18 protein-coding genes are annotated in these 20,008 nt (G+C 65.6%); all 18 read left to right on the top strand.

The window, feature by feature from the left end:
- Positions 1-51 precede the first annotated feature (51 nt).
- The 18 genes from V3G39_14230 to V3G39_14145 all read left to right on the top strand — a co-directional run bounded on the left by V3G39_14230 (position 52) and on the right by V3G39_14145 (position 19,994).
- On the top strand, positions 52-1,707 hold the full coding sequence (locus tag V3G39_14230) for a nitrite/sulfite reductase (GenBank protein XAS75797.1): 1,656 nt from the start codon (positions 52-54) through the stop codon (positions 1,705-1,707).
- A gap of 151 nt (positions 1,708-1,858) precedes the next feature.
- Entirely contained in the window at positions 1,859-2,551 is a 693-nt protein-coding gene (locus V3G39_14225) for a phosphoadenylyl-sulfate reductase (GenBank protein XAS75796.1), read from the top strand.
- On the top strand, positions 2,548-3,102 hold the full coding sequence (gene cysC / locus V3G39_14220) for an adenylyl-sulfate kinase (GenBank protein XAS75795.1): 555 nt from the start codon (positions 2,548-2,550) through the stop codon (positions 3,100-3,102). The genes V3G39_14225 and cysC overlap by 4 nt, the downstream gene beginning before the upstream one ends.
- The gene (gene cysD, locus V3G39_14215) at positions 3,099-4,022 is read left to right on the top strand and encodes a sulfate adenylyltransferase subunit CysD (GenBank protein ID XAS75794.1); all 924 of its coding nucleotides are present in this window, start codon (positions 3,099-3,101) and stop codon (positions 4,020-4,022) included. The genes cysC and cysD overlap by 4 nt, the downstream gene beginning before the upstream one ends.
- Positions 4,022-5,293 carry a GTP-binding protein gene (locus V3G39_14210; protein ID XAS75793.1) on the top strand — a complete coding sequence of 424 codons (1,272 nt, stop codon included), beginning with the start codon at positions 4,022-4,024 and terminating at the stop codon, positions 5,291-5,293. The genes cysD and V3G39_14210 overlap by 1 nt, the downstream gene beginning before the upstream one ends.
- Positions 5,294-5,368: 75 nt before the next feature.
- Positions 5,369-6,496, top strand: a complete 1,128-nt coding sequence (locus V3G39_14205; protein XAS75792.1) for an ABC transporter substrate-binding protein — start codon at positions 5,369-5,371, stop codon at positions 6,494-6,496.
- Positions 6,497-6,555: 59 nt separating this feature from the next.
- Positions 6,556-7,272: an ABC transporter ATP-binding protein gene (locus tag V3G39_14200; protein ID XAS78248.1), complete on the top strand. Its 717-nt coding sequence runs from the start codon at positions 6,556-6,558 to the stop codon at positions 7,270-7,272.
- Positions 7,259-8,146, top strand: coding sequence for an ABC transporter permease subunit (locus V3G39_14195; GenBank protein ID XAS75791.1), 888 nt, complete (start codon positions 7,259-7,261; stop codon positions 8,144-8,146). Before V3G39_14200 ends, V3G39_14195 begins: the two co-directional genes overlap by 14 nt.
- Before the next feature lie 77 nt (positions 8,147-8,223).
- Positions 8,224-8,838, top strand: coding sequence for a ribosome maturation factor RimP (rimP, locus tag V3G39_14190; GenBank protein ID XAS75790.1), 615 nt, complete (start codon positions 8,224-8,226; stop codon positions 8,836-8,838).
- Positions 8,838-9,944 (top strand): transcription termination factor NusA, encoded by a 1,107-nt coding sequence (nusA, locus tag V3G39_14185; GenBank protein XAS75789.1) that lies wholly within the window; start codon positions 8,838-8,840, stop codon positions 9,942-9,944. The genes rimP and nusA overlap by 1 nt, the downstream gene beginning before the upstream one ends.
- An 8-nt stretch (positions 9,945-9,952) precedes the next feature.
- Positions 9,953-10,285, top strand: a complete 333-nt coding sequence (locus V3G39_14180) for a YlxR family protein (GenBank protein ID XAS75788.1) — start codon at positions 9,953-9,955, stop codon at positions 10,283-10,285.
- Positions 10,286-10,444: 159 nt separating this feature from the next.
- Positions 10,445-13,429: a translation initiation factor IF-2 gene (gene infB / locus V3G39_14175; protein ID XAS75787.1), complete on the top strand. Its 2,985-nt coding sequence runs from the start codon at positions 10,445-10,447 to the stop codon at positions 13,427-13,429.
- 136 nt (positions 13,430-13,565) lie between these two features.
- Positions 13,566-14,585: an SAM-dependent methyltransferase gene (locus tag V3G39_14170; GenBank protein ID XAS75786.1), complete on the top strand. Its 1,020-nt coding sequence runs from the start codon at positions 13,566-13,568 to the stop codon at positions 14,583-14,585.
- Positions 14,586-14,635: 50 nt separating this feature from the next.
- Positions 14,636-15,055 (top strand): 30S ribosome-binding factor RbfA, encoded by a 420-nt coding sequence (gene rbfA, locus V3G39_14165; GenBank protein XAS75785.1) that lies wholly within the window; start codon positions 14,636-14,638, stop codon positions 15,053-15,055.
- Positions 15,024-15,971, top strand: a complete 948-nt coding sequence (gene truB, locus V3G39_14160; GenBank protein XAS75784.1) for a tRNA pseudouridine(55) synthase TruB — start codon at positions 15,024-15,026, stop codon at positions 15,969-15,971. The genes rbfA and truB overlap by 32 nt, the downstream gene beginning before the upstream one ends.
- A gap of 81 nt (positions 15,972-16,052) precedes the next feature.
- On the top strand, positions 16,053-17,165 hold the full coding sequence (locus V3G39_14155) for a HoxN/HupN/NixA family nickel/cobalt transporter (GenBank protein ID XAS75783.1): 1,113 nt from the start codon (positions 16,053-16,055) through the stop codon (positions 17,163-17,165).
- A 9-nt stretch (positions 17,166-17,174) separates the two neighbouring features.
- Positions 17,175-18,110, top strand: coding sequence for a bifunctional riboflavin kinase/FAD synthetase (locus V3G39_14150; GenBank protein ID XAS75782.1), 936 nt, complete (start codon positions 17,175-17,177; stop codon positions 18,108-18,110).
- Between the two features lie 51 nt (positions 18,111-18,161).
- Positions 18,162-19,994: a long-chain fatty acid--CoA ligase gene (locus V3G39_14145; GenBank protein XAS75781.1), complete on the top strand. Its 1,833-nt coding sequence runs from the start codon at positions 18,162-18,164 to the stop codon at positions 19,992-19,994.
- Positions 19,995-20,008: the final 14 nt, after the last annotated feature.

The following is a 20,008-nucleotide window of genomic DNA, read 5'->3' as shown; positions in this document are numbered from 1 at the left end:
AAACATGACATCATTTTGTGTTTGGTTAATCCAAATGCAAAGTTATGCCTCATGACGACAACGACGACTACCCGCAGCAACGGACAGTGGGCGCTCGGCGATCGTGAGCCCCTGAACGGCAACGAGACGTTGAAACAGGAAGATGACGGTCTCAACGTCCGAGCACGTATCGAACAGGTATATGCCAAGCAGGGATTCGCATCGATTGACCCCTCTGACCTGCGTGGCCGGATGAGGTGGTGGGGGCTGTACACCCAGCGTCGACAGGGCATCGACGGCGGGCGTACCGCGTCCATCGCCCCCGAGGAGCTGGACGATGAGTACTTCATGCTGCGGGTTCGGGTGGACGGCGGCACGCTCACGACGGCCCAGCTACGGGTCATTGCGCAGCTGTCCACCCAGTTCGGGCGCGACACCGCTGATATCACCGACCGGCAGAACATCCAGCTGCACTGGATCCGTATCGAGGATGTGCCGCAGATCTGGCAGCGGCTGGAGGCCGTCGGCCTGACGACTGCCGAGGCCTGCGGCGACGTGCCGCGGGTGATCCTCGGGTCACCTGTGGCGGGTGTGAGCGCTGATGAGGTCATCGACGCCACCCCGGCCATCGAGGCGATCCGCGACCGGTTCATTGCCAACCCTGAGCTGTCCAACCTGCCGCGCAAGTTCAAGACGGCGATCTCGTGGCTGCCCGACACAGCTCCGGAGATCAACGATGTCTCGTTCATCGGGGTCACCCACCCCACCCTCGGCCCCGGCTTCGACCTCCTGGTCGGTGGCGGCCTGTCCACCAACCCCAAATTCGCTGTGCGCCTGGGTGCCTTCGTGACTCTCGAGGAGATTCCAGAAGTCTGGTACGGCGTGGTCCGTATCTTCCGCGACTACGGCTACCGCCGGTTGCGGCATCGCGCCCGCTTGAAGTTCCTGGTGACCGATTGGGGCGCGTCGAAGTTCCGCGACGTGCTGCAGACGGAGTACCTGGGCTACGCGTTGCCCGATGGTCCCGCGGCAGAGCTGCCGGCCCAGACCTTGGACCACGTCGGTGTACACCGCCAGCGCGACGGACGTGAGTACGTTGGTTTCGCTCCGATCGCGGGGCGCGTGTCGGGCACAGTGCTGACCAGCATCGCGGATGCGGCGGAGGATGCCGGATCCGGGCGCGTTCGACTGACCGCCCACCAGAAGTTCGTGGTGCTCGACGTCGAGCCGGCGCGCACGGAGCAGCTGATCGAGACCATCGCGGCGGTAGGGCTTTATGCGAGGCCCTCGGTGTGGCGCCGTTCGGTGATGGCCTGCACCGGGTTGGAGTTCTGCAAGCTCGCCATCGTCGAGACGAAGGTCAAGGCGCAGACGCTGGTCGAGGAACTGGAGCGACGTCTCGACGACCTCGCACTGAGCCAGCCGATCGCCATCCACCTCAACGGGTGTCCGAATTCATGCGCCCGCATTCAGACGGCCGATATCGGCCTCAAGGGTCAGATCGTGACGAACGACGCGGGTGAGCAGGTCGCCGGTTTTCAGGTGCACCTGGGCGGCGGACTCGGCTTGGATGCCGGGTTCGGTCGCAAGCTGCGCTCGTTGAAGGTGACCTCGGACGACCTGGGGGAGTACGTCGAGCGTCTAGCTCGCCGGTTCGATGAACAGCGCCTGCCCGACGAGCGGTTCGCTCAATGGGCCGTGCGCGCCGAAGAAAGTTCGCTGCGATGAGCGCCAACAACCGCGTCGTGCCCTTCCACTGCCCATATTGCGCGGAGGAGGATCTGCGTCCCGAAGTCGAGCCCCGAGGTGCATGGAGTTGCGGCAGTTGCCTGCGGGTGTTCGTGGTGCAGTTCCACGGACTTCGTGGATCGGTAGCATCATGACCGCCACGACAACACTGCGCGACCTCGCAGCGGATGGCGCGCGGGAGTTGCACGATGCCAGCGCGTCGCAGGTCATCGCGTGGGCGGGTTACACATTCGGGAGTCGATTTGCTGTCGCCGCGTCGATGCAGGACACGGTGTTGCTGCACCTGGCCAGCAGCGTGCTCCCCGGCGTCGATGCGCTCTTCCTCGATACCGGCTATCACTTTGCGCAGACACTGGCTGTTCGCAATCAGGTCGAGCGCGAGTACGCGGTCCGCGTCGTCACCCTGCACGCCGCGCAGACCGTTGCCGAGCAGGATGTGACGTACGGCGAGCGGTTGCACGATCGGGATCCGGACCTGTGCTGTGCCCTGCGGAAAACGCATCCGCTCGATGACGCCCTTGACGGCTACGACGCGTGGGCGACCGGTCTGCGGCGCAGCGAGAGTGCGTCCCGCGCCGACACCGCGGTGGTCTCATTCGACGAGCGTCGTGATCGGATCAAACTTGCTCCGTTGGCTGGATGGAGCGATGAGCAGGTCGCTGACTACGTGCGCGAGCACGACGTCATCATGAACCCCCTGTTGTCCCAGGGGTATCCGTCGATCGGCTGCGCGCCCTGCACCGCGCGGGTCGCGCTCGGTGCCGATGCCCGTTCCGGACGATGGGTCGGCGTCGACAAGCTCGAATGTGGGATCCACCTATGAGCGGGCAGACGATCTGGCTGACCGGACTGTCCGGCGCGGGAAAGACGACGATCGCTCAGGCGCTCGCCGTGCGGCTCGACCTGGATGGGGTGCCGGTGCAGCTACTCGATGGTGACGAACTGCGTACCAACCTGTCTGCCGGGCTGGGTTTCAGCCGTGCCGACCGCGATACCCACGTACGCCGGGTGGGCTTCGTCGCACAGCTGCTCGCCCGGCATGGGGTGACCGTCATCGTGCCGGTGATTGCCCCGTATGAACGGGCCCGCGCCGCCGTCCGTGATCAGCATCTCGGTGCAGGCATCACCTATCGCGAGGTTTATGTATCGACCCCGCTCCAGATCTGCAGGGAGCGGGACGTCAAAGGTCTGTATGCCCGATCGGCTCGCGGCGAGCTCACTGCGATGACGGGTGTGGACGACCCGTACGAACCGCCACTACTGCCCGAGATGAGCATCGACACCGCACACGTCCCGCTGGGGCAGGCCGTCGACGCCCTGCTCGGCTTGGCCCGCCAGAACCGCGAGATCACCGATGAGAGCGAGGTCGCATGAGCGTGCATACAGCGTCGACAACGGCCGCCCACCTAGCCGCGTTACGTGATCTGGAGTCGGAGTCGATCGAGATCATCCGTGAGGTGGTCGCTGAATTCGACCGCCCGGCAATGCTGTTCAGCGGGGGTAAGGATTCAGCGATCGTGCTGCATCTTGCGCTCAAGGCGCTGTGGCCCGCCCCGTTACCGATCAAGCTGCTGCACGTGGATACCGGCCACAACCTGGCCGAGGTGATCGACTTCCGGGACCGCATCGTCGCGGAAGCGGGCGTGACGCTGGTTGTAGCCAAGGTCGAAGAGTGGATTGCCGACGGTCGTCTCGTCGAGCGCCCCGACGGTACCCGCAACCCGCTGCAGACGATCCCGCTGCTGGACACCATCTCTGAGTACGGCTTCGATGCGTTGCTGGGTGGGGCACGGCGCGACGAGGACCGGGCGCGGGCCAAAGAACGGATCTTCTCCATCCGCGACGCGTTCGGGGGGTGGGATCCCAGGCGACAACGCCCAGAGCTGTGGCGCATCTACAACGGGCGCCACGCGCCCGGTGAACACACTCGCGTCTTCCCGATCTCCAACTGGACCGAGCTCGACGTATGGCGTTACATCGAGGCAGAGAACGTCTCACTGCCGAGTATCTACTTCGCCCACGAGCGACCGGTTTTCAACCGTGCCGGGATGCTGATGACTCCTGGTCCGTGGGGCGGTCCCCGTGGTGCTGAGTCACTGAGTACGCGCACGGTGCGTTACCGAACCGTCGGCGATGGATCGTGCACCGGAGCGGTGGAGAGCGACGCGAGCACGGTGGCGCAGGTCATCGAAGAAGTGAAGGTCAGCCGCTTGACCGAACGCGGTGCGACGCGGGCCGATGACCGATTGTCCGAAGCGGCGATGGAAGACCGCAAACGTGAGGGATATTTTTAATGAGTTCACTACAGAATGTCCCATTACGTCTCGTCATCGCAGGATCGGTGGACGACGGCAAGAGCACTCTGGTCGGCCGCCTCCTGCACGACAGCAAGTCGATCCTCGCGGACACGTACGACGCGGTCGAGGCGGCGAGTCGACACCGGGGCGCGACCCAGATGGACCTCGCGTTGCTGACAGATGGCCTGCGCGACGAGCGGGAACAGGGCATCACCATCGATGTCGCCTACCGCTACTTTGCCACCGATCGGCGAAGTTTCATTCTTGCCGACACTCCTGGACACTTGCAGTACACCCGTAACACAGTCACCGGCGCTTCAACAGCCGACGCAGCAGTCGTCCTGGTCGACGTACGGCACGGAGCCTCGATGCAGACCCGCCGTCATGCGGCGCTCCTGGCTCTCTTGCGAGTGCCGCGGGTGATCTTTGCGGTCAACAAGATGGACGCGGTCGACTGGTCGCAGGCACGCTTCGATGAAGTCGAGGTCCAGTTACAGGAGATTGCCGCAGGGGTCGGGCTGGGTCTGGTCACTGCCGTACCGATCAGTGCGCTGACCGGTGAGGGAGTGGCCGCACCCGCGCCGTCCTGGTACGCAGGCCTGACGCTGCTGTCACTGCTGGAAGACCTCGGGACTGAGCACGACGATACGGATGAGCCGTTCAGGATGCCGGTACAGCTGGTCATCCGGCCGCGGACGCCCGCGTATCCCGACTACCGGGGCCTCGCCGGACGGGTGGCTTCTGGGCGCGTTCGGGTGGGTGACGTCGTGCACGCCAGCCCGTCGGGAACCACTTCGCGGGTACTGGCGATTGACACACCGACCGGCCCGCAGGAGATCGCGGTCGCCGGAGAGTCTGTGACGATTCGCCTCACGGACGAGCTCGATGTCGCCCGCGGAGAGGTGCTCACGACAACCGAGCCCATTGCAGTCACTCGATCTCTGGACGCGGTGGTCACCTGGCTCGGCGACGCGGCCTCCACTGTGCGGCAGCGAGTGTTGGTCAAGGCGGGCACGAAGACCGTGCGCGCGATGCTCGGGCCCGTTACCCACGTGTGGAATGTCAACGATCTGCAGTGGTCGCACAGCTCGGCAGCGCTGCAGCTCAATGACATCGGCCGATGCACTCTGCAGTTGGCGGCACCTGTGGCGATCGACGAGTACCGCAGTCAGCGCACGACCGGAGGTTTCGTCATCATCGACCCCGCCACCGGAGCCACCCTCGCTGCCTGTATGGCCGGTGCGGACCTGGGCGTATCGGTGGCCTGAGTCGCGATCCAAACCTTTCCGCTTCTCCTCCGTCTGTTGTGCAGCCGCGCGACCCCAGGTGCCCGAGGACCTTTCATGACAACTGCGCGACTCGCGCCCCGCTGGGCCGCCGGCCTGCTGCTGTGGCTCCTCAGCATCGGCACCACCGCCTGCGGCGCCACGGGAATGGACAGCACATCGGCAGCCGCCGCATCCATCGGTGATGGACCAGTAGTCGCCGGACCGGGGCAGGCCGCCCAGTTGCGACTCGGGTATTTCGCCAATGTGGCGCATGCCGTCCCGGTGATCGGGATCGGCGACGGAAGTTACCGACGGACTCTCGGCGCCACGAAACTGAGCACCCAGATCTTCGCGGCCGGTCCCGACGCCGTGCGGGCACTGCTTGCCGGTGTGGTCGACGCGGCCTACATCGGGCCGAACCCGGCCATCACGGCGTTCCTACGCAGTAACGGCGAGGCGGTGAGGATCGTGGCGGGTGCGGCCTCCGGTGGGGCGGGGTTGGTGGTCCAGCCCCATATCAGCGACGTGTCCCAGCTGGCGGGTCAGGTGGTGGCGGATCCGCAGCGGGGCGGCACGCAGGACCTTGCGTTGAAGTCCTACCTGACGGCTCATGGTCTGGCCTGGCAGGGATCAGGAACGCGCACCGTAGATCTGGTGTCACAGAGCAACGCGATGACCTTTGCGTTGTTCAAAAGAGGGCGGGTTGCCGCCGCATGGCTGCCGCAACCGTGGGTTGCCCGGTTGGTCGCAGCCGGCGGACGGGTATTGGTCAACGAGCGCTCCCTGTGGCCGCGGGGGACCTTCGCCACGACAGATCTGGTCGTCTCGGCCAGTTACCTGCGGAAGTACCCGCACACCGTCTCGGCACTGTTGACGGCGCAGGTGGCCACCACCCGTGGGATCACCCGCGATCGATCGCGCGCAGTACGACTGTTGCGGACAGATCTCATCGCCTTGACCGGGAGTCGGTTGCCGGACGCGGTGCTGAGGTCGGCGTTGGCCGACGTCGACATTGGCTGGGATCCCGACGCGTCCACTCTGCGCACGCTGGCGCGGCACGCCGTGCAGGTCGGCGTGCTGTCGGAAATTCCGGATCTACGCGGAATCTTCGACCTGAGCGTGCTCAACCGCGTTCTGCAGCAGCTACGCCTACCAACAGTTTCCGACGCTGGACTCGATGTCACGACAGGGGGAACCAGATGAGCATCACCGCGCAGCCACAACGGCAGCCCACCGATGACACCCAGGATTACGCCGCCCGCATGAGGTCCGTTCGCAAAATTTACGGGCACGGCCCGGATGCAGTGCTCGCGTTGGACGGCGTCGACCTCGACGTCGCGCCGGGGGAGTTCGTCACCGTCCTCGGGGCTTCCGGCTGCGGCAAGAGCACACTGCTGCGGCTGCTCGCCGGGTTGGAGCGCCCGAGCGAAGGCCAGGTGCACGCAGTGGGCGGGCAACCGGCGCTGATGTTCCAGGAGTCGGCGCTGATGCCCTGGTTGACCGCTGAAGGCAACATCAACCTCGCCCTTCGACTTGCCGGGGTTGCACGAAAAGCACGCCCAGAGCGGTGTCGTCGGTTGTTGGAGTCGGTGCGGCTGGCCAATGTGGCCCACCGCTCGATCCACGAACTGTCCGGCGGGCAGCGTCAACGCATCGCTCTCGCGCGCAGTCTGGCGCAGGGTGCGCGACTGCTGCTGATGGACGAACCGTTCGCTGCTCTCGACGCGATCACCCGAGATCTGTTGCACGAGGAGCTGTTGGCTGTGTGGCGCACGGATCAGCTGTCAGTGGTGTTCGTCACCCACAACGTCCGGGAGGCGGTCCTGCTCGGCCAGCGAATCGTCCTGCTGTCCTCGCGCCCAGGCCGGGTACTGCAGACCTGGGACACTCGCGCAATTACAGCCGATGAGGTGCCGGAGCTGATATCGCAGATCACGGCGGCGCTGCGCGCAGAGATCGGTCGACATGCGTATGCCTGAGCAGATCACGTCGGAGACGCCGGTGCAGTTGGCCGATCTCAGCGATGGACTCGACGCCCTGGATTCGCCCCTGGGCGTTCGTCCCCGGCGGGTTGTCGTGTCCTCGTTCCTGGCGCCGCTGGTCGTGTTGTCCGTCCTGGTGACGCTGTGGGAGGCGGTGTGTCTGAGCAAAATCCGGCCGACCTGGGTGCTGCCCACCCCGTCGGTGGTCGGCAGTCGATTGTGGTCCTCGATAGCGGACGGCACTGCACTGCACGCAACCTGGATCAGCCTGCACCGTGGCCTCATCGGCTTCGCCGCGGCGGTACTGATCGGCACCGTGCTGGGCGCTGTGGTCGGCCAGGTGCGCCTGTTGCGCCGCGGTGTCGCACCCCTGTTGTCGGGGATGCAGTCGCTGCCCTCAGTCGCCTGGGTGCCCTTCGCCCTGGTGATCTTCCCCGGAGGTCCGGGAGTGATCTACACCGTCGTGCTGCTGGGGTCGGTGCCATCGATTGCAAACGGACTGATCGGTGGGCTGGATCAGACGCCCCCTCTGTTGCGCGAGGCAGGCACCGTTCTGGGTGCGCGCAGGCTGGAGCTGATGCGCTCGGTGCTGCTGCCCGCAGCCCTGCCTGCCTATGTCACGGGCCTCAAACAGGGATGGGCGTTCGCCTGGCGGTCCTTGATGGCCGCTGAACTCATTGCCAATTCCTCGTCACTGGGCACGGGCCTCGGGGGGCTGCTGAGCAACGGATCGCAGGACTCCGACATACCAGCGGTGCTCAGCGCGATCGTGCTGATTCTGCTGGTGGGAGTGATCGTCGAAGTCACCGTCTTCGCACCGATCGAGCGCTGCATTCTGCGGCGTCGAGGGCTGCTGCCCGCCGGCCGGTAAGGCGAATCGGGCCGCTGCCGCCGGGTAAGGTGGGCGGTTCGTGATCCACACAACAAAATACCGGGAAGGTGGGGCAGATGAACGTGGCAGCTCCCAGCACAGCACCCAGTGCGCGTACCCAGCGAATAGAGGCGCTCCTGATCCCGGTGCTCGAGCGCGCGGGGATGGTGCTCGAGGCGATCACCGTCACCCCCGCGGGCAAGCGCCGACTCGTGCGTGTCCTCGTGGACCGCGCCGTGCAGGTCGACGACGAGGACCGCACCTCGATCCTCACCCCGCTCTCGTTGGACGAGGTAGGCGACATCACGCGCGCCGTCAGTGATGCACTCGACGATTCCGATGCGATGGGTGAGGCTCCCTATGTGCTCGAGGTCGGATCCTCCGGTACCGACCGGCCCCTGACGACGGCAGCGCATTTCCGACGAAACGTGGGCCGACTGATCAACCTGACCGTTACCGATGACGACACCCGTGTGATCGGTCGCATTGCGGGCGCCGGGGAGCACGATTTCGACTTCGCGGTGCCGGTCGCGAAATCTGACCAGAGCACTACACACACCGTTCCGTACGTCACGGTCGAGCGTGCCCGGATCGAGCTCGAGTTCAACCCCCCGCGCGAAGCTTTGACAGATATCGATACCGACATCGACTCGGACATCGATATCGACACCGACAGCGAGGAGCAGGACTGATGGATATCGACATGGCGGCATTACGCGCTCTCGAGCGTGAGCGGGAAATCCCGATGGATGTGATCGTTCCCGCGATCGAGCAGGCCCTGTTGGCGGCCTATCACCGCATCGACGGCAGTTACCGTCAGGCCCGGGTCCATCTGGACCGCGCGAGCGGTCGGGTCGCAGTGCTCGTACGTGAAGACCGCGAAGCGACAGCGCGTCGTGGGGTGGACGGCGACGAGAACGCTCCTCAGCCGGTGACCCCTGAACCGGGGATCGAATTCGATGACACCCCTACCGATTTCGGCCGGATCGCGGCAGCGACGGCGCGTCAGGTCATCGTGCAGCGCATGCGGGACGTCGAGGACGAGGCCATCCTCGGTGACTTCCGTGGGCGCGAGGGCGACATCATCGCAGGGGTCATTCAGCAGTCGGGCGACCCGCGCAACGTGCATGTCGACTTCGGCAACATCGAGGGGCTGCTTCCGCTGGCCGAGCAGGTACCGGGTGAGCGATACGTCCACGGGCAGCGCCTGCGGTGTTACGTGGTGAGCGTCAAGCGGGGTTTCAAAGGTCCGTCCATCGGGCTGTCGCGAACGCACCCCAACCTGGTGCGCAAGCTGTTCGCGCTCGAGGTCCCGGAAATTGCCGACGGGAGCGTTGAAATTGCCGCGCTGGCACGTGAAGCAGGTCACCGCAGCAAGATCGCCGTCCATACAAAGGTGCCCGGAATGAATGCGAAGGGCGCCTGCATCGGCCCGATGGGTGCCCGCGTCCGGGCCGTCATGACGGAGTTGCACGGGGAGAAGATCGACATCGTCGACTTCGACCGCGACCCGGCCAGGTTCATCGCCTCTGCGCTGTCCCCGTCCAGAGTGCAGTCCGTCCAGATCGTCGACGACCGCGCGAGGGCCGCTCGCGTTATCGTGCCCGACTTCCAGCTGAGTCTGGCGATCGGCAAAGAAGGTCAGAATGCGCGGTTGGCTGCCAAGTTGACCGGGTGGCGAATCGACATTCGCTCCGACACGGCCACCGAGGCCGCTGCGTCCGAGGCCCCGGATCACCGTGACAGCCAGAGCGCATCAGCGAATCGCGGGGATGACCGTCCTTCTGGTCTGGGTTAGACTTGGCGATGGTCGAGCGGGAGCGGATCCGCCATGCCACCTCGTCAGCGGTTGCCCATCGGGGCTTGCGCACGTGTGTGGGATGTAGGAGTCGCGCCGATCGGTCAGAGCTGTTGCGGGTAGCCGCGGTCGCTGGGGATGACGGATGGAGCGTCGTACTCAACGTGCGCGGCTGTCTTCCGGGCCGAGGGGCCTGGTTGCACCCGGACTTGCAATGTTTGGACAAGGCGGTCAAACGTCGTGCGCTCAGTCGGGCCTTCCCGGTGACGCACTCCCGTGAGATCGATGTCCGTCCGTTGCGTGACAGCATCTGCGAGATCACTGCACGACTGATGAATTGACCTGCCGCCGTGTGCGGCGAGACAAGACCGGAAGCGGGTTCAACGCTATGAGCACTCGATGAGTTCTCAGTAATGAGCACCAACTAACTGACGGTCTGTGCTGCAACCGGGATGTCCCGGCCGCTGCTCGGACCGTCGCAGATCCCATACAGGAGAAGCGTGGCAAAGGTCCGGGTTCACGAGCTCGCAAAAGAGCTCGGGATGCAGAGCAAGGAATTACTCAACTACCTCAAAGAGCAGGGCGAGTTCGTCAAGACCGCCAGCTCTACGATCGAAGCGCCCGTGGTGCGCAAGATCAAAGAAAATCCGCCGCCCGGCGCAGGGTCGGCAGCCCCGGCCACCCCGGTGCCGGACGAAAAATCATCGCCGAAGCCCGGCGGCCCTGCCGGCGCGGCCAAGCCCGGTATGCCCGGTCCCACGGCTCCTGCCGTGCCCGCGTCGCCTGGATCAGCCGCTGCGCCAGCCGTATCCTCGGTGCCCGCTGCCGCGAAGGAGCCGCAGGCCCCGTCGCGGCCGAGCGTGGTCCCAGGACCTGGTGGCCAGGGTGTCGCTCCCCGCCCGGTAGGTGCAGGTTCCGGCGCCCCGACCGGTGGGTCCGCAGCGCAGACCCCCGCTGCTGCCGGACCGGTCCGGCCCGCTGTGCCTTACACGCCTTCCATGCCTGGCGCACTGAAGCCCGCACCTACGCCCGCCGCAACGCCGGCGGCCCCCGAGCCGCAGGCCCCCGCAGCTGTCGTGGAGACCCCGGCCGCGGCGGCAAGTCAGGCGCCGCCCACCCGTGGCGCCACCAGCGGTGGTAGCGCCCGTCCGGCCGGTCCTCGACCCGCGGGCCCGCGCCCCGGTAACAATCCGTTCGCCCCGAGACAGGGCATGGGCACAGCGCCCAAGGCTTCTGCGCCGGGCCGACCCGGCAACAATCCGTTCGCGGACAAGCAGGGCATGCCCCGCCCCGCGAGCGCCCGAGGTACGGGTGGCGCAGCAGGACCACGACCTGCGGCTGCCGGTCGACCGATAGGCCCAGGTGGTGGCCCTGGTGGCGCACGCCCGAACCCCGGCATGATGCCAGACCGTGCTGCTGCTGCCCGTCCGGGTGAGCGTCCGGCACGCGGCGGCGGTGGCCGTGGTGGTCCCGGTGGCGCAGCGGGCGGTCCCGCCCGTCCGGGTGGTTTCGCCGGTCGTCCCGGTGGCGGTCGCGGGCCTGCCCGCGGTGCGGCTCCCGGTGCATTCGGTCGAGGGAACGGCAAGGTTCGCGGACGTAAGTCCAAGCGCGCCAAGCGTCAGGAATTCGAGCAGATGCAGGCGCCCACCATCGGTGGCGTCAGCGTGCCGCACGGTGACGGCAAGACCGTGGTGCGGGTTCGTCGCGGTGCGTCGCTGAGCGATTTTGCCGACCGTATCGATGCCAATCCGGCAAGTTTGGTGACGGTGCTGTTCCACCTCGGTGAAATGGCCACGGCGACCCAGTCGCTGGATGAGGACACCTTCATGGCGCTGGGCGCCGAGCTGGGATACAACATCCAGGTCGTCTCAGCCGAGGACGAGGAGAAGGAGCTCTTTGCCTCCTTCGACATCGATCTCGACGCCGAGGTCGAGGCCGAGACCGACGAGGATCTGCAGCCGCGGCCTCCCGTCGTCACGGTCATGGGTCACGTCGATCACGGTAAGACGCGTCTGCTGGACGCCATCCGTAATGCCGAAGTCGCCCAGGGCGAGGCCGGTGGCATCACCCAGCACATCGGTGCCTACCAGGTGCACACCGAGCACGAGGGTGCCGAGCGTGCGATCACCTTCATCGACACCCCTGGTCACGAAGCCTTCACGGCCATGCGTGCTCGTGGTGCGAGGGTGACCGACATCGCGATCCTGGTGGTCGCGGCAGACGACGGCGTGATGCCCCAGACCATTGAGGCGCTCAACCACGCTCAGGCGGCCGGTGTGCCGATCGTCGTGGCGGTCAACAAGATGGACGTCGCGGGTGCCAACCCGGACAAGGTGCGTCAGCAGCTGACCGAGTACAACCTGGTGGCCGAGGAGTACGGCGGCGACACGATGTTCGTCAACGTTTCGGCCAAGCAGGGCGAGAACATCGACTCGCTGCTCGAAGCAGTGCTGTTGACCGCCGATGCTGCGCTCGATCTGCGGGCGGACCCGGACATCGAAGCTCGTGGTGTCGCGATCGAGGCCAATTTGGACCGCGGTCGAGGTGCAGTGGCCACCGTGCTGGTGCAGCGAGGCACGCTGCGGGTCGGCGATTCGATCGTCGCAGGCGTGGCGCACGGTCGCGTTCGCGCCATGCTCGACGAGCACGGCAACAACGTGCGCGAAGCTGGTCCGTCCCGTCCCGTGCTCGTCACGGGTCTGGCAGCGGTGCCGCGCGCCGGCGACACCTTCATCGTGGTTTCGGATGACCGCAAGGCCCGGCAGATCGCCGAGCTGAAGGAAGCGGACAACCGACGGGCACAGCTGATGAGGCACCGGAAGTTGATCAGCCTGGAGGACTTGGACCAGACGCTCGCACAGGGCAAGGTCGAGACCCTCAACCTGATCCTCAAGGGCGACGGGTCCGGATCTGTTGAGGCGCTGGAAGATGCGCTGATGCAGATCGATGTCGGCGAAGAGGTCGAGATACGCATCATCGACCGCGGCGTCGGTGCGATCACGATGAACAACATCAACCTCGCGGTGGCCGCTACAGCGATCATCATCGGCTTCAACGTGCGGGCCGAGGGCCAGAACGCTGCCTACGCCGAGAAGGAGGGTGTGGAGATCCGGTACTACCCGGTGATCTACCAGGCCATCGAGGAGCTGGAAGCAGCGCTCAAGGGTCTGCTCAAGCCGGAGTTCGAGGAAGCAGAGCTGGGTACCGCGGAGATCCGTGAGATCTTCCGTAGCTCCAAGTTCGGCAATATCGCCGGTTCGCTGGTGCGGTCGGGTCTGTTGCGTCGTGGCAGCAAGGCGCGGATCACCCGTAATGGTGTCGTGGTCACCGAGAACCTGGAGATCGCCGGTTTGCGGCGCTTCAAGGATGACGTCACCGAGGTTCGCGATGGGTACGAGTGCGGTATCAACCTGGGATCGTTCAACGATCTGCAGGATGGCGACCTGATCACCACCTACGAAATGCGCGAAAAGCCCCGTAAGTAGGGCCACCGAAGAAGCGACCCGCCACCCCTGCCAGGGGTGGCGGGTCGCTTCTTCTGGTGAGGGTCATGCAATAGCAGCACCCTCACCAAAAGATGCGACCGCAGCAGGCTCGCGACGGCGCGGCTACCGTGTGCGCGTGACCGATCTCCTCCTACTGTTAGCCCCCAGTGCGAACCGGGTCTATGCCGGTGCCGCGCGAGATCTCGTGGCGGCGGAGGCGCGGGTGTTGACCGGCGCACTCTGCAGTGGGCCGGTGCAGATCAGAAGCGCCGACCTCGCGGGGGTGGAGTACCTCGCTGTCAACGGCGATGGTGAGCAGCTGGTCGAGGTGCTCTCGAACCTGTCGGCGAGCGCTGCATTGTTCGAGCGGGTGGGAGAGCTGTTGCGGCCGGTACAGCTACGACGCCGCGTGGTCTATCCGAGCGACCTGGTGAGCATCCCCAAGTACGCCGGCAAGACCAATGAGCAGTGGACCCGCCTTGCGCTCGGGGTGACGGCCGCAGCGACGGCGAGGCCGCAGCGGTGGTTGGACGGGTCGTTGGAGGTACTCGATCCGATGTGCGGGCGTGGAACGACGTTGAATGTGGCTCTGTCCCTCGGATACGACGTCACGGGGGTCGAGATCGACCGCAAGGATCACGAGGCGTACACGGCGTTCATCAAGACCTGGATGCGACAGCACCGGTACAAGCACACCGTCCAGGAGGGCGGGCTGCGCACCGATGGTCGGACGCGTGGTCGACGGGTGCAGATCGAGATCGCCGCGACCAAGGAGGATTTCCGGGCCGGGCAGGTGCAACGGGTGGAGTACCTGTGCACCGATACCCGGGAATTGGGAGGTCTGCTGCGGGCCCGCAGCGTCGATGTCATCGTGACGGACACTCCCTACGGGATTCAGCACGGTGCGCACACGGACCAGGTCGTGCGGAGTCCGCTCGAACTGCTCGACCAGGCCATGCCAGGTTGGGCGCGGGCATTGCGTAGTGGGGGAGCCATGGGGATCTCGTTCAACCGCCACGTGTCGCCCCGGGACGAGCTGGCGTCGCTGCTGATCGACCACGGGCTCGAGGTGGTCACCGGTGTCGGGTACGACGACCTGCGGCACCGCGTCGACGTATCGATCGACCGCGACCTGATCGTCGCCCGCAAACCCTGAGCATCGGCCCGGTTTCGCGTCCAGGCCGTGCGCGGTGCGAGGATGCGGGTATGGCTGATCCCGCACGCGCACGCAAGGTCTCCGGTCGTATCAAGTCGCTGGTGGCGCAGTACCTGGAGCACCGCATCAAGGACGAGCGGCTGGGATTCGTCACCATCACCGACGTCCGGGTTACTGGTGACCTGCAGCATGCCTCGGTTTTCTACACGATCTTCGGCTCCGATCAGGAGCGCCTGGACACCGAGAAGGTGATGCAGGAGTACCGCGGTCGCATCCGTTCCCACGTCGGTCAGGGACTCGGTATCCGGCTGACCCCGTCGCTGGAGTTCGTACCCGACGCGATTCCGGAGGGCGCCGCGCAGATCGAGGACGCACTGCAGGCCGCCCGGGAACGCGATGCAGAGTTGGCTGAGGCGAAGGCTCAGGCCACTTATGCCGGTGAGGCCGACCCCTACAAGAAGTCGGAGTAAGCGCATCGACGGCTTGCTACTGGTCGACAAGCCGGCCGGTTGGACCAGCCACGACGTCGTCGCCCGCTCGCGTCGCCTCGTGCAGACCCGCAAGGTGGGTCATGCGGGCACCTTGGACCCGATGGCCACCGGGCTGCTCGTGCTGGGTATCGGACGGGCCACCAAGCTCCTGACCTTCCTGGTTGGGTGCGACAAGACCTACACGGCCACCATTCGGCTGGGTCAGGCGACCATCACCGACGACGCAGAGGGCGAGATCGTGTCGTCCGCAGACGCCTCCGGGGTGGCCGGGGAGGCCGTGGATCGCGCGGTCGCTCGTCTGACAGGACCTATCGAACAGGTCCCCAGCAGCGTGAGCGCCATCAAGGTCGACGGGGTGAGGTCCTACGCGCGGGTGCGCGGCGGCGAGCAGGTCGCCCTTGCTGCTCGACCCGTGCAGGTGGGGCGGTTCGAGGTGGTGGCGACGCGATCGGCCGAAGCCGGCGGGCTGGCGATGCTGGATCTGGACGTGGAGCTCGATGTCAGCTCCGGCACCTACGTGCGGGCGCTGGCCCGGGATCTGGGAGCCGATCTAGGTGTCGGTGGGCACCTGACGGCGTTACGGCGCACCAGAGTCGGCCGATTGCAGATCCGTGATGCCGCTGAGTTGGAGGTGCTCCTGGCGATGAGGCAGGCGCAGGGGCCACTTCCGATCGTGCCGATGGCGCGCGTGGCGCGCGCCCAGTTCGCCGTGCGCGAACTGACCGACGACGAAGAACGCGACCTGCGACACGGCAAGCACATTGCCGCCGTAAATCGGGTGACAGGCCGGCCGGTCGCCGGGCTGGGCCAGGACGGCGAGCTGGTGGCGATGTTGGATCAGTCGGGGGAGACGACCCGGTCACTCGTGGTGTTCCCGAGGCTCGTCAACGGCTGATCGCCAGTTCGTGCGACAGCATCGCATTTGGGAGCTATTGTTCGGAGGCTGCATGTATCGCTCCGACGTGAGGAACACTCCATGGCTCAATCTGCGACAGATGCGCCGAGCCTGGGTCGTATCCGCGCCTTCGCAGCCGAGTTCACCGCCGAAGATCGTCGGTCTGTCTATGGGATGACCGCGGCCATCATCGCGTTACACGTGATCGGCTTCGGTCTGCTGTTCGCCGTGATTGCCCCAGCTCATTACGGGCTCGGCACCAAGAGTGTGTTCGGAGTGGGACTGGGGATCACCGCGTACACCCTCGGTATGCGGCATGCGTTCGACGCCGACCATATTGCGGCGATCGACAACACCACCCGCAAGCTGCTGACCGACGGTAAGCGACCGCTGAGCGTCGGCTTCTGGTTCTCCCTGGGCCACTCATCGGTCGTCTTCGGGCTCTGCCTGCTGCTGACGCTCGGTATCAGGGCGCTGGGGCGCGGGGTGACGGACAGTAACTCGACCCTGCACACCGTCACGGGTCTCATCGGTACGTCGGTGTCGGGGATATTCCTGTGGATCATCGCGTTGCTCAATTTTGCAGCCCTGATGGGCATCATTCGGGTCTGGCGCAGCGCCCGTGGCGGCGAGTTGGACGAAGCTGCGCTGGAGGATCACCTGCAGAACCGTGGCTTGTTCAACCGGTTCCTGGGGCGCATGACGCGAGCGGTGACGAAACCGGCCCAGATGTACCCGATCGGTTTTGTGTTCGGCCTCGGTTTCGACACTGCGACCGAGATCAGCCTGCTGGTGCTCGCAGGTGGGGCGGCGGCCTACGCGCTGCCCTGGTACGCCATTCTGACCCTGCCGATACTCTTCACCGCCGGGATGAGTCTGCTGGATGCTGCAGATGGGGTCTTCATGGGTAAGGCCTACAAGTGGGCCTTCGCGCAACCGCTGCGACGGTTGTACTACAACGCGACAGTGACCGGACTGTCGATTTTCGTCGCGGTCGTCATCGGCACCATCGAGCTGTGCTCGATCTTCGCCGACCGCCTGGACCTCACCAGCGGGCCGGTGGCCGCTATCGGATCAGTCAACCTCGACGGCGTCGGGTTCATCATCGTCGGCGTGTTCGTCGGGACCTGGGTCCTGGCTGTCGGCGCCTGGTACGCCCTTGGCCTGAACAAGAAGGAACTCTTCGCGAGCTAGAGTGACGCCGTGCTGCGTCTGAACGACATCCGCGACGTTCCGTCCGGGTTCGGGCCCTCTGTGGTGACGATCGGCAACTTCGACGGGGTGCATCGTGGGCACCAAGCCCTGCTGTCGTCCGTCGTGCAGTTGGCGCGCGATACCGGCCGAACCTCGGTGGCGGTGACCTTCGACCCTCACCCGCTGGCCGTCCTGTACCCCGATCGGGCGCCTGTTGCCATCGGCTCGCTACAGGATCGGCTGAGCGAGTTGGAGGCCAGCGGTCTGGACGCAGTGCTCGTCATGCCGTTCACGCTGCAACTCGCCGCAATGTCCCCTCGCGACTTCGTGCACGAGGTGTTCGTGCAGGCCCTGGGCGCCACCGCTGCCGTCGTCGGGCGGGACACCCGATTCGGGGCACGTAACGTCGGAGACGTGCAGACATTGCGCGAGCTCGGAGCTGAGTTCGGCTTCGAGGTCCGGGTGCTGCAGGACGTCGGGGAGGACGGCCGTTACTCCTCCAGTCAGGTCAGGTCCGATCTGCAGGCCGGCGACGTGGCTTCAGCCGCGCGGGTGCTGGGTCGTCAGCACGCGGTAACCGGCATGGTGGTCCACGGGGCTCAACGAGGGCGCGAGCTCGGTTATCCCACCGCCAATCTGGCCCAGGACGCGACGGGTTTCGTGCCGGCCGACGGGGTATACGCGGGATGGCTGGTCCGCGCTGACGCTACGGCTGAGACGCTGCCCGCTGCGATCTCGGTGGGGACCAACCCGACCTTCGACGGAGTGCACCGCACGGTCGAGGCGTATGTGCTGGACCGCACCGATCTGGACCTGTACGACGAGGTCGTCACGATCCGGTTCCAGGAGCGGCTGCGCAGCAACGTCCGGTTCGAATCTGTGAAAGAGCTGATAGATCAGATGGGTCGCGACGTCGCGCGGGCGCGGAAGTTGACTGGGCAGTAGGGTGGCGCAGGCCACACCGGCCACGTCCCATCCATCCTGGAGCAGTCAGCAATGATCACTATGCAGGACGAGAAGTTCGACCAGTCCGTCATCGACGACCGGGCGCCCTCGGTTGCCCATCTCTTCATCGATCGGGTGCAGAAAACCCCCTCCGCGCATGCGTACAGCTATCCCGCCGGTGACGGCTGGGCGCGATTGACGTGGTCCCAGGCCGACGCGCGGGTGCGCGCCATCGGCGGGGGACTGTTGGCGCTCGGTGTGAAAGCGGGGGACCGCATCGGAATCGCCGCGTCGACGCGGGTGGAGTGGGCGCTCGCCGACCTGGGGGTGATGCTCGCGGGTGCTGCAACGACAACGATCTATCCGACGTCCACCGCGGACGACATGCTCTACATCGTCTCTGACTCCGGCAGCACGGTGGTGATCGCCGAGGACGATGCAAAGGTAGCTACGCTCAGAGGTGGGCGCGATGCGATCCCGGAGGTCGTCAAAGTCGTCGTGATCGACGGGGCGGGCGATGGCGACTGGGTGATCTCCCTCGCTGACCTGGAATCACTGGGCACCGACTACCTACGCGAGCACGAAGGCGCTCTCGAGGAGCGGGTCGAGGCGCTGGGCCCCGACGATCTCGCTACCTTGATCTACACATCAGGCACGACGGGCCGCCCCAAGGGCGTGCGACTCGCGCATGGTTCCTGGATGTACGAGGTCGCTGCGACCGACTCAACGGGTCTGCTCACGCCGCAGGATCTGCAGTACCTGTGGTTGCCGCTCTCGCATGTTTTCGGCAAGTTGCTGCTGACCCTGCCGATCCAGATCGGTTTCCCGACCGCCATCGACGGACGCGTGGACAAAATCACCGAGAACCTCGCGGTGGTTCGCCCGACCTGGATGGGCGCGGCGCCGCGCATCTTCGAGAAGGTGTACGGCCGCATCAACACGATGATGGACAGCGAAGGCGGTGTGAAGGCCAAGCTGTTCCACTGGGCCAGCGCCAACGGCAAACTCGTCGCGCAGCGCCGTTCGGAAGAAGAGAGCGTCGGCGGGCTGCTCGCTCTGCAGCACCGTATCGGCGACAAGATCGTGCTCAGCAAGATCCGGGAGCGCTTCGGGGGGCGCATCCGGTTCTTCATCTCCGGATCTGCAGCGCTCAATTCCGAGGTCGCCCAGTGGTTCGATTCGATGGGGATGCCGGTCCTGGAGGGCTACGGCATGACCGAGACGAGTGCGGCGACGTGTGTGAACCGGCCTGATACGAACAAGATCGGCACCGTGGGGTGGCCGCTGCCGGGCACCGAGGTCAAGATCGCCGAGGACGGCGAACTACTGGTCAAGGGTCCTGGGGTGATGCAGGGCTACCGCGGGCTGGACGAAGCAACTGCGGAGACGCTGAAGGACGGCTGGCTGCATACCGGTGACATCGCCGAGATCCTGCCCAGCGGACACGTGCGTATCACCGACCGCAAGAAGGACCTGTTCAAGACCTCCAACGGGAAATACGTCGCGCCTGGTCAGATCGAGGCGACGTTCAAGGGCCTGTGTCCCTATTCTTCGCAACTCGTTGTCGAAGGAGACGGTCGCAAGTTCGTCTCGGCGCTGATCACCCTCGATGAGGAAGCCATGACGGACTGGGGCAAGCAGAACGGGATGGCGGGCGCGGACTACCGCACCATCGTGACGTCGGACCGGGCCCGGGACATGGTGCAGGGCTACGTGGACCAGCTGAACGCCGGACTGAACCGGTGGGAGCAGATCAAACGCTTCCTGATCCTGGACCATGACCTGAGCATCGAAGACGGTGAGATCACGCCGAGCCTGAAACTCAAGCGCAAGGTCGTCACCAGGAAATACGGCGAGCACCTGGATGCGCTCTATACCGACTGACCCGGCCTAGGCTG

The organism is Dermatophilaceae bacterium Sec6.4 (assembly GCA_039636865.1).
In the GTDB taxonomy this organism is placed as follows: domain Bacteria; phylum Actinomycetota; class Actinomycetes; order Actinomycetales; family Dermatophilaceae; genus Allobranchiibius.
This window is presented reverse-complemented; position numbering and strand designations above follow the sequence as displayed.

Coding starts and splice junctions, on each gene's coding strand:
- V3G39_14145 (XAS75781.1), top strand. CDS start 18,162: ATGATCACTATGCAGGACGAGAAGTTCGACCAGTCCGTCATCGACGAC.
- V3G39_14205 (XAS75792.1), top strand. CDS start 5,369: ATGACAACTGCGCGACTCGCGCCCCGCTGGGCCGCCGGCCTGCTGCTG.
- V3G39_14210 (XAS75793.1), top strand. CDS start 4,022: ATGAGTTCACTACAGAATGTCCCATTACGTCTCGTCATCGCAGGATCG.
- cysC (XAS75795.1), top strand. CDS start 2,548: ATGAGCGGGCAGACGATCTGGCTGACCGGACTGTCCGGCGCGGGAAAG.
- V3G39_14195 (XAS75791.1), top strand. CDS start 7,259: ATGCGTATGCCTGAGCAGATCACGTCGGAGACGCCGGTGCAGTTGGCC.
- cysD (XAS75794.1), top strand. CDS start 3,099: ATGAGCGTGCATACAGCGTCGACAACGGCCGCCCACCTAGCCGCGTTA.
- V3G39_14230 (XAS75797.1), top strand. CDS start 52: ATGACGACAACGACGACTACCCGCAGCAACGGACAGTGGGCGCTCGGC.
- rimP (XAS75790.1), top strand. CDS start 8,224: ATGAACGTGGCAGCTCCCAGCACAGCACCCAGTGCGCGTACCCAGCGA.
- V3G39_14155 (XAS75783.1), top strand. CDS start 16,053: ATGGCTCAATCTGCGACAGATGCGCCGAGCCTGGGTCGTATCCGCGCC.
- V3G39_14180 (XAS75788.1), top strand. CDS start 9,953: ATGGTCGAGCGGGAGCGGATCCGCCATGCCACCTCGTCAGCGGTTGCC.
- nusA (XAS75789.1), top strand. CDS start 8,838: ATGGATATCGACATGGCGGCATTACGCGCTCTCGAGCGTGAGCGGGAA.
- V3G39_14225 (XAS75796.1), top strand. CDS start 1,859: ATGACCGCCACGACAACACTGCGCGACCTCGCAGCGGATGGCGCGCGG.
- V3G39_14200 (XAS78248.1), top strand. CDS start 6,556: ATGAGGTCCGTTCGCAAAATTTACGGGCACGGCCCGGATGCAGTGCTC.
- rbfA (XAS75785.1), top strand. CDS start 14,636: ATGGCTGATCCCGCACGCGCACGCAAGGTCTCCGGTCGTATCAAGTCG.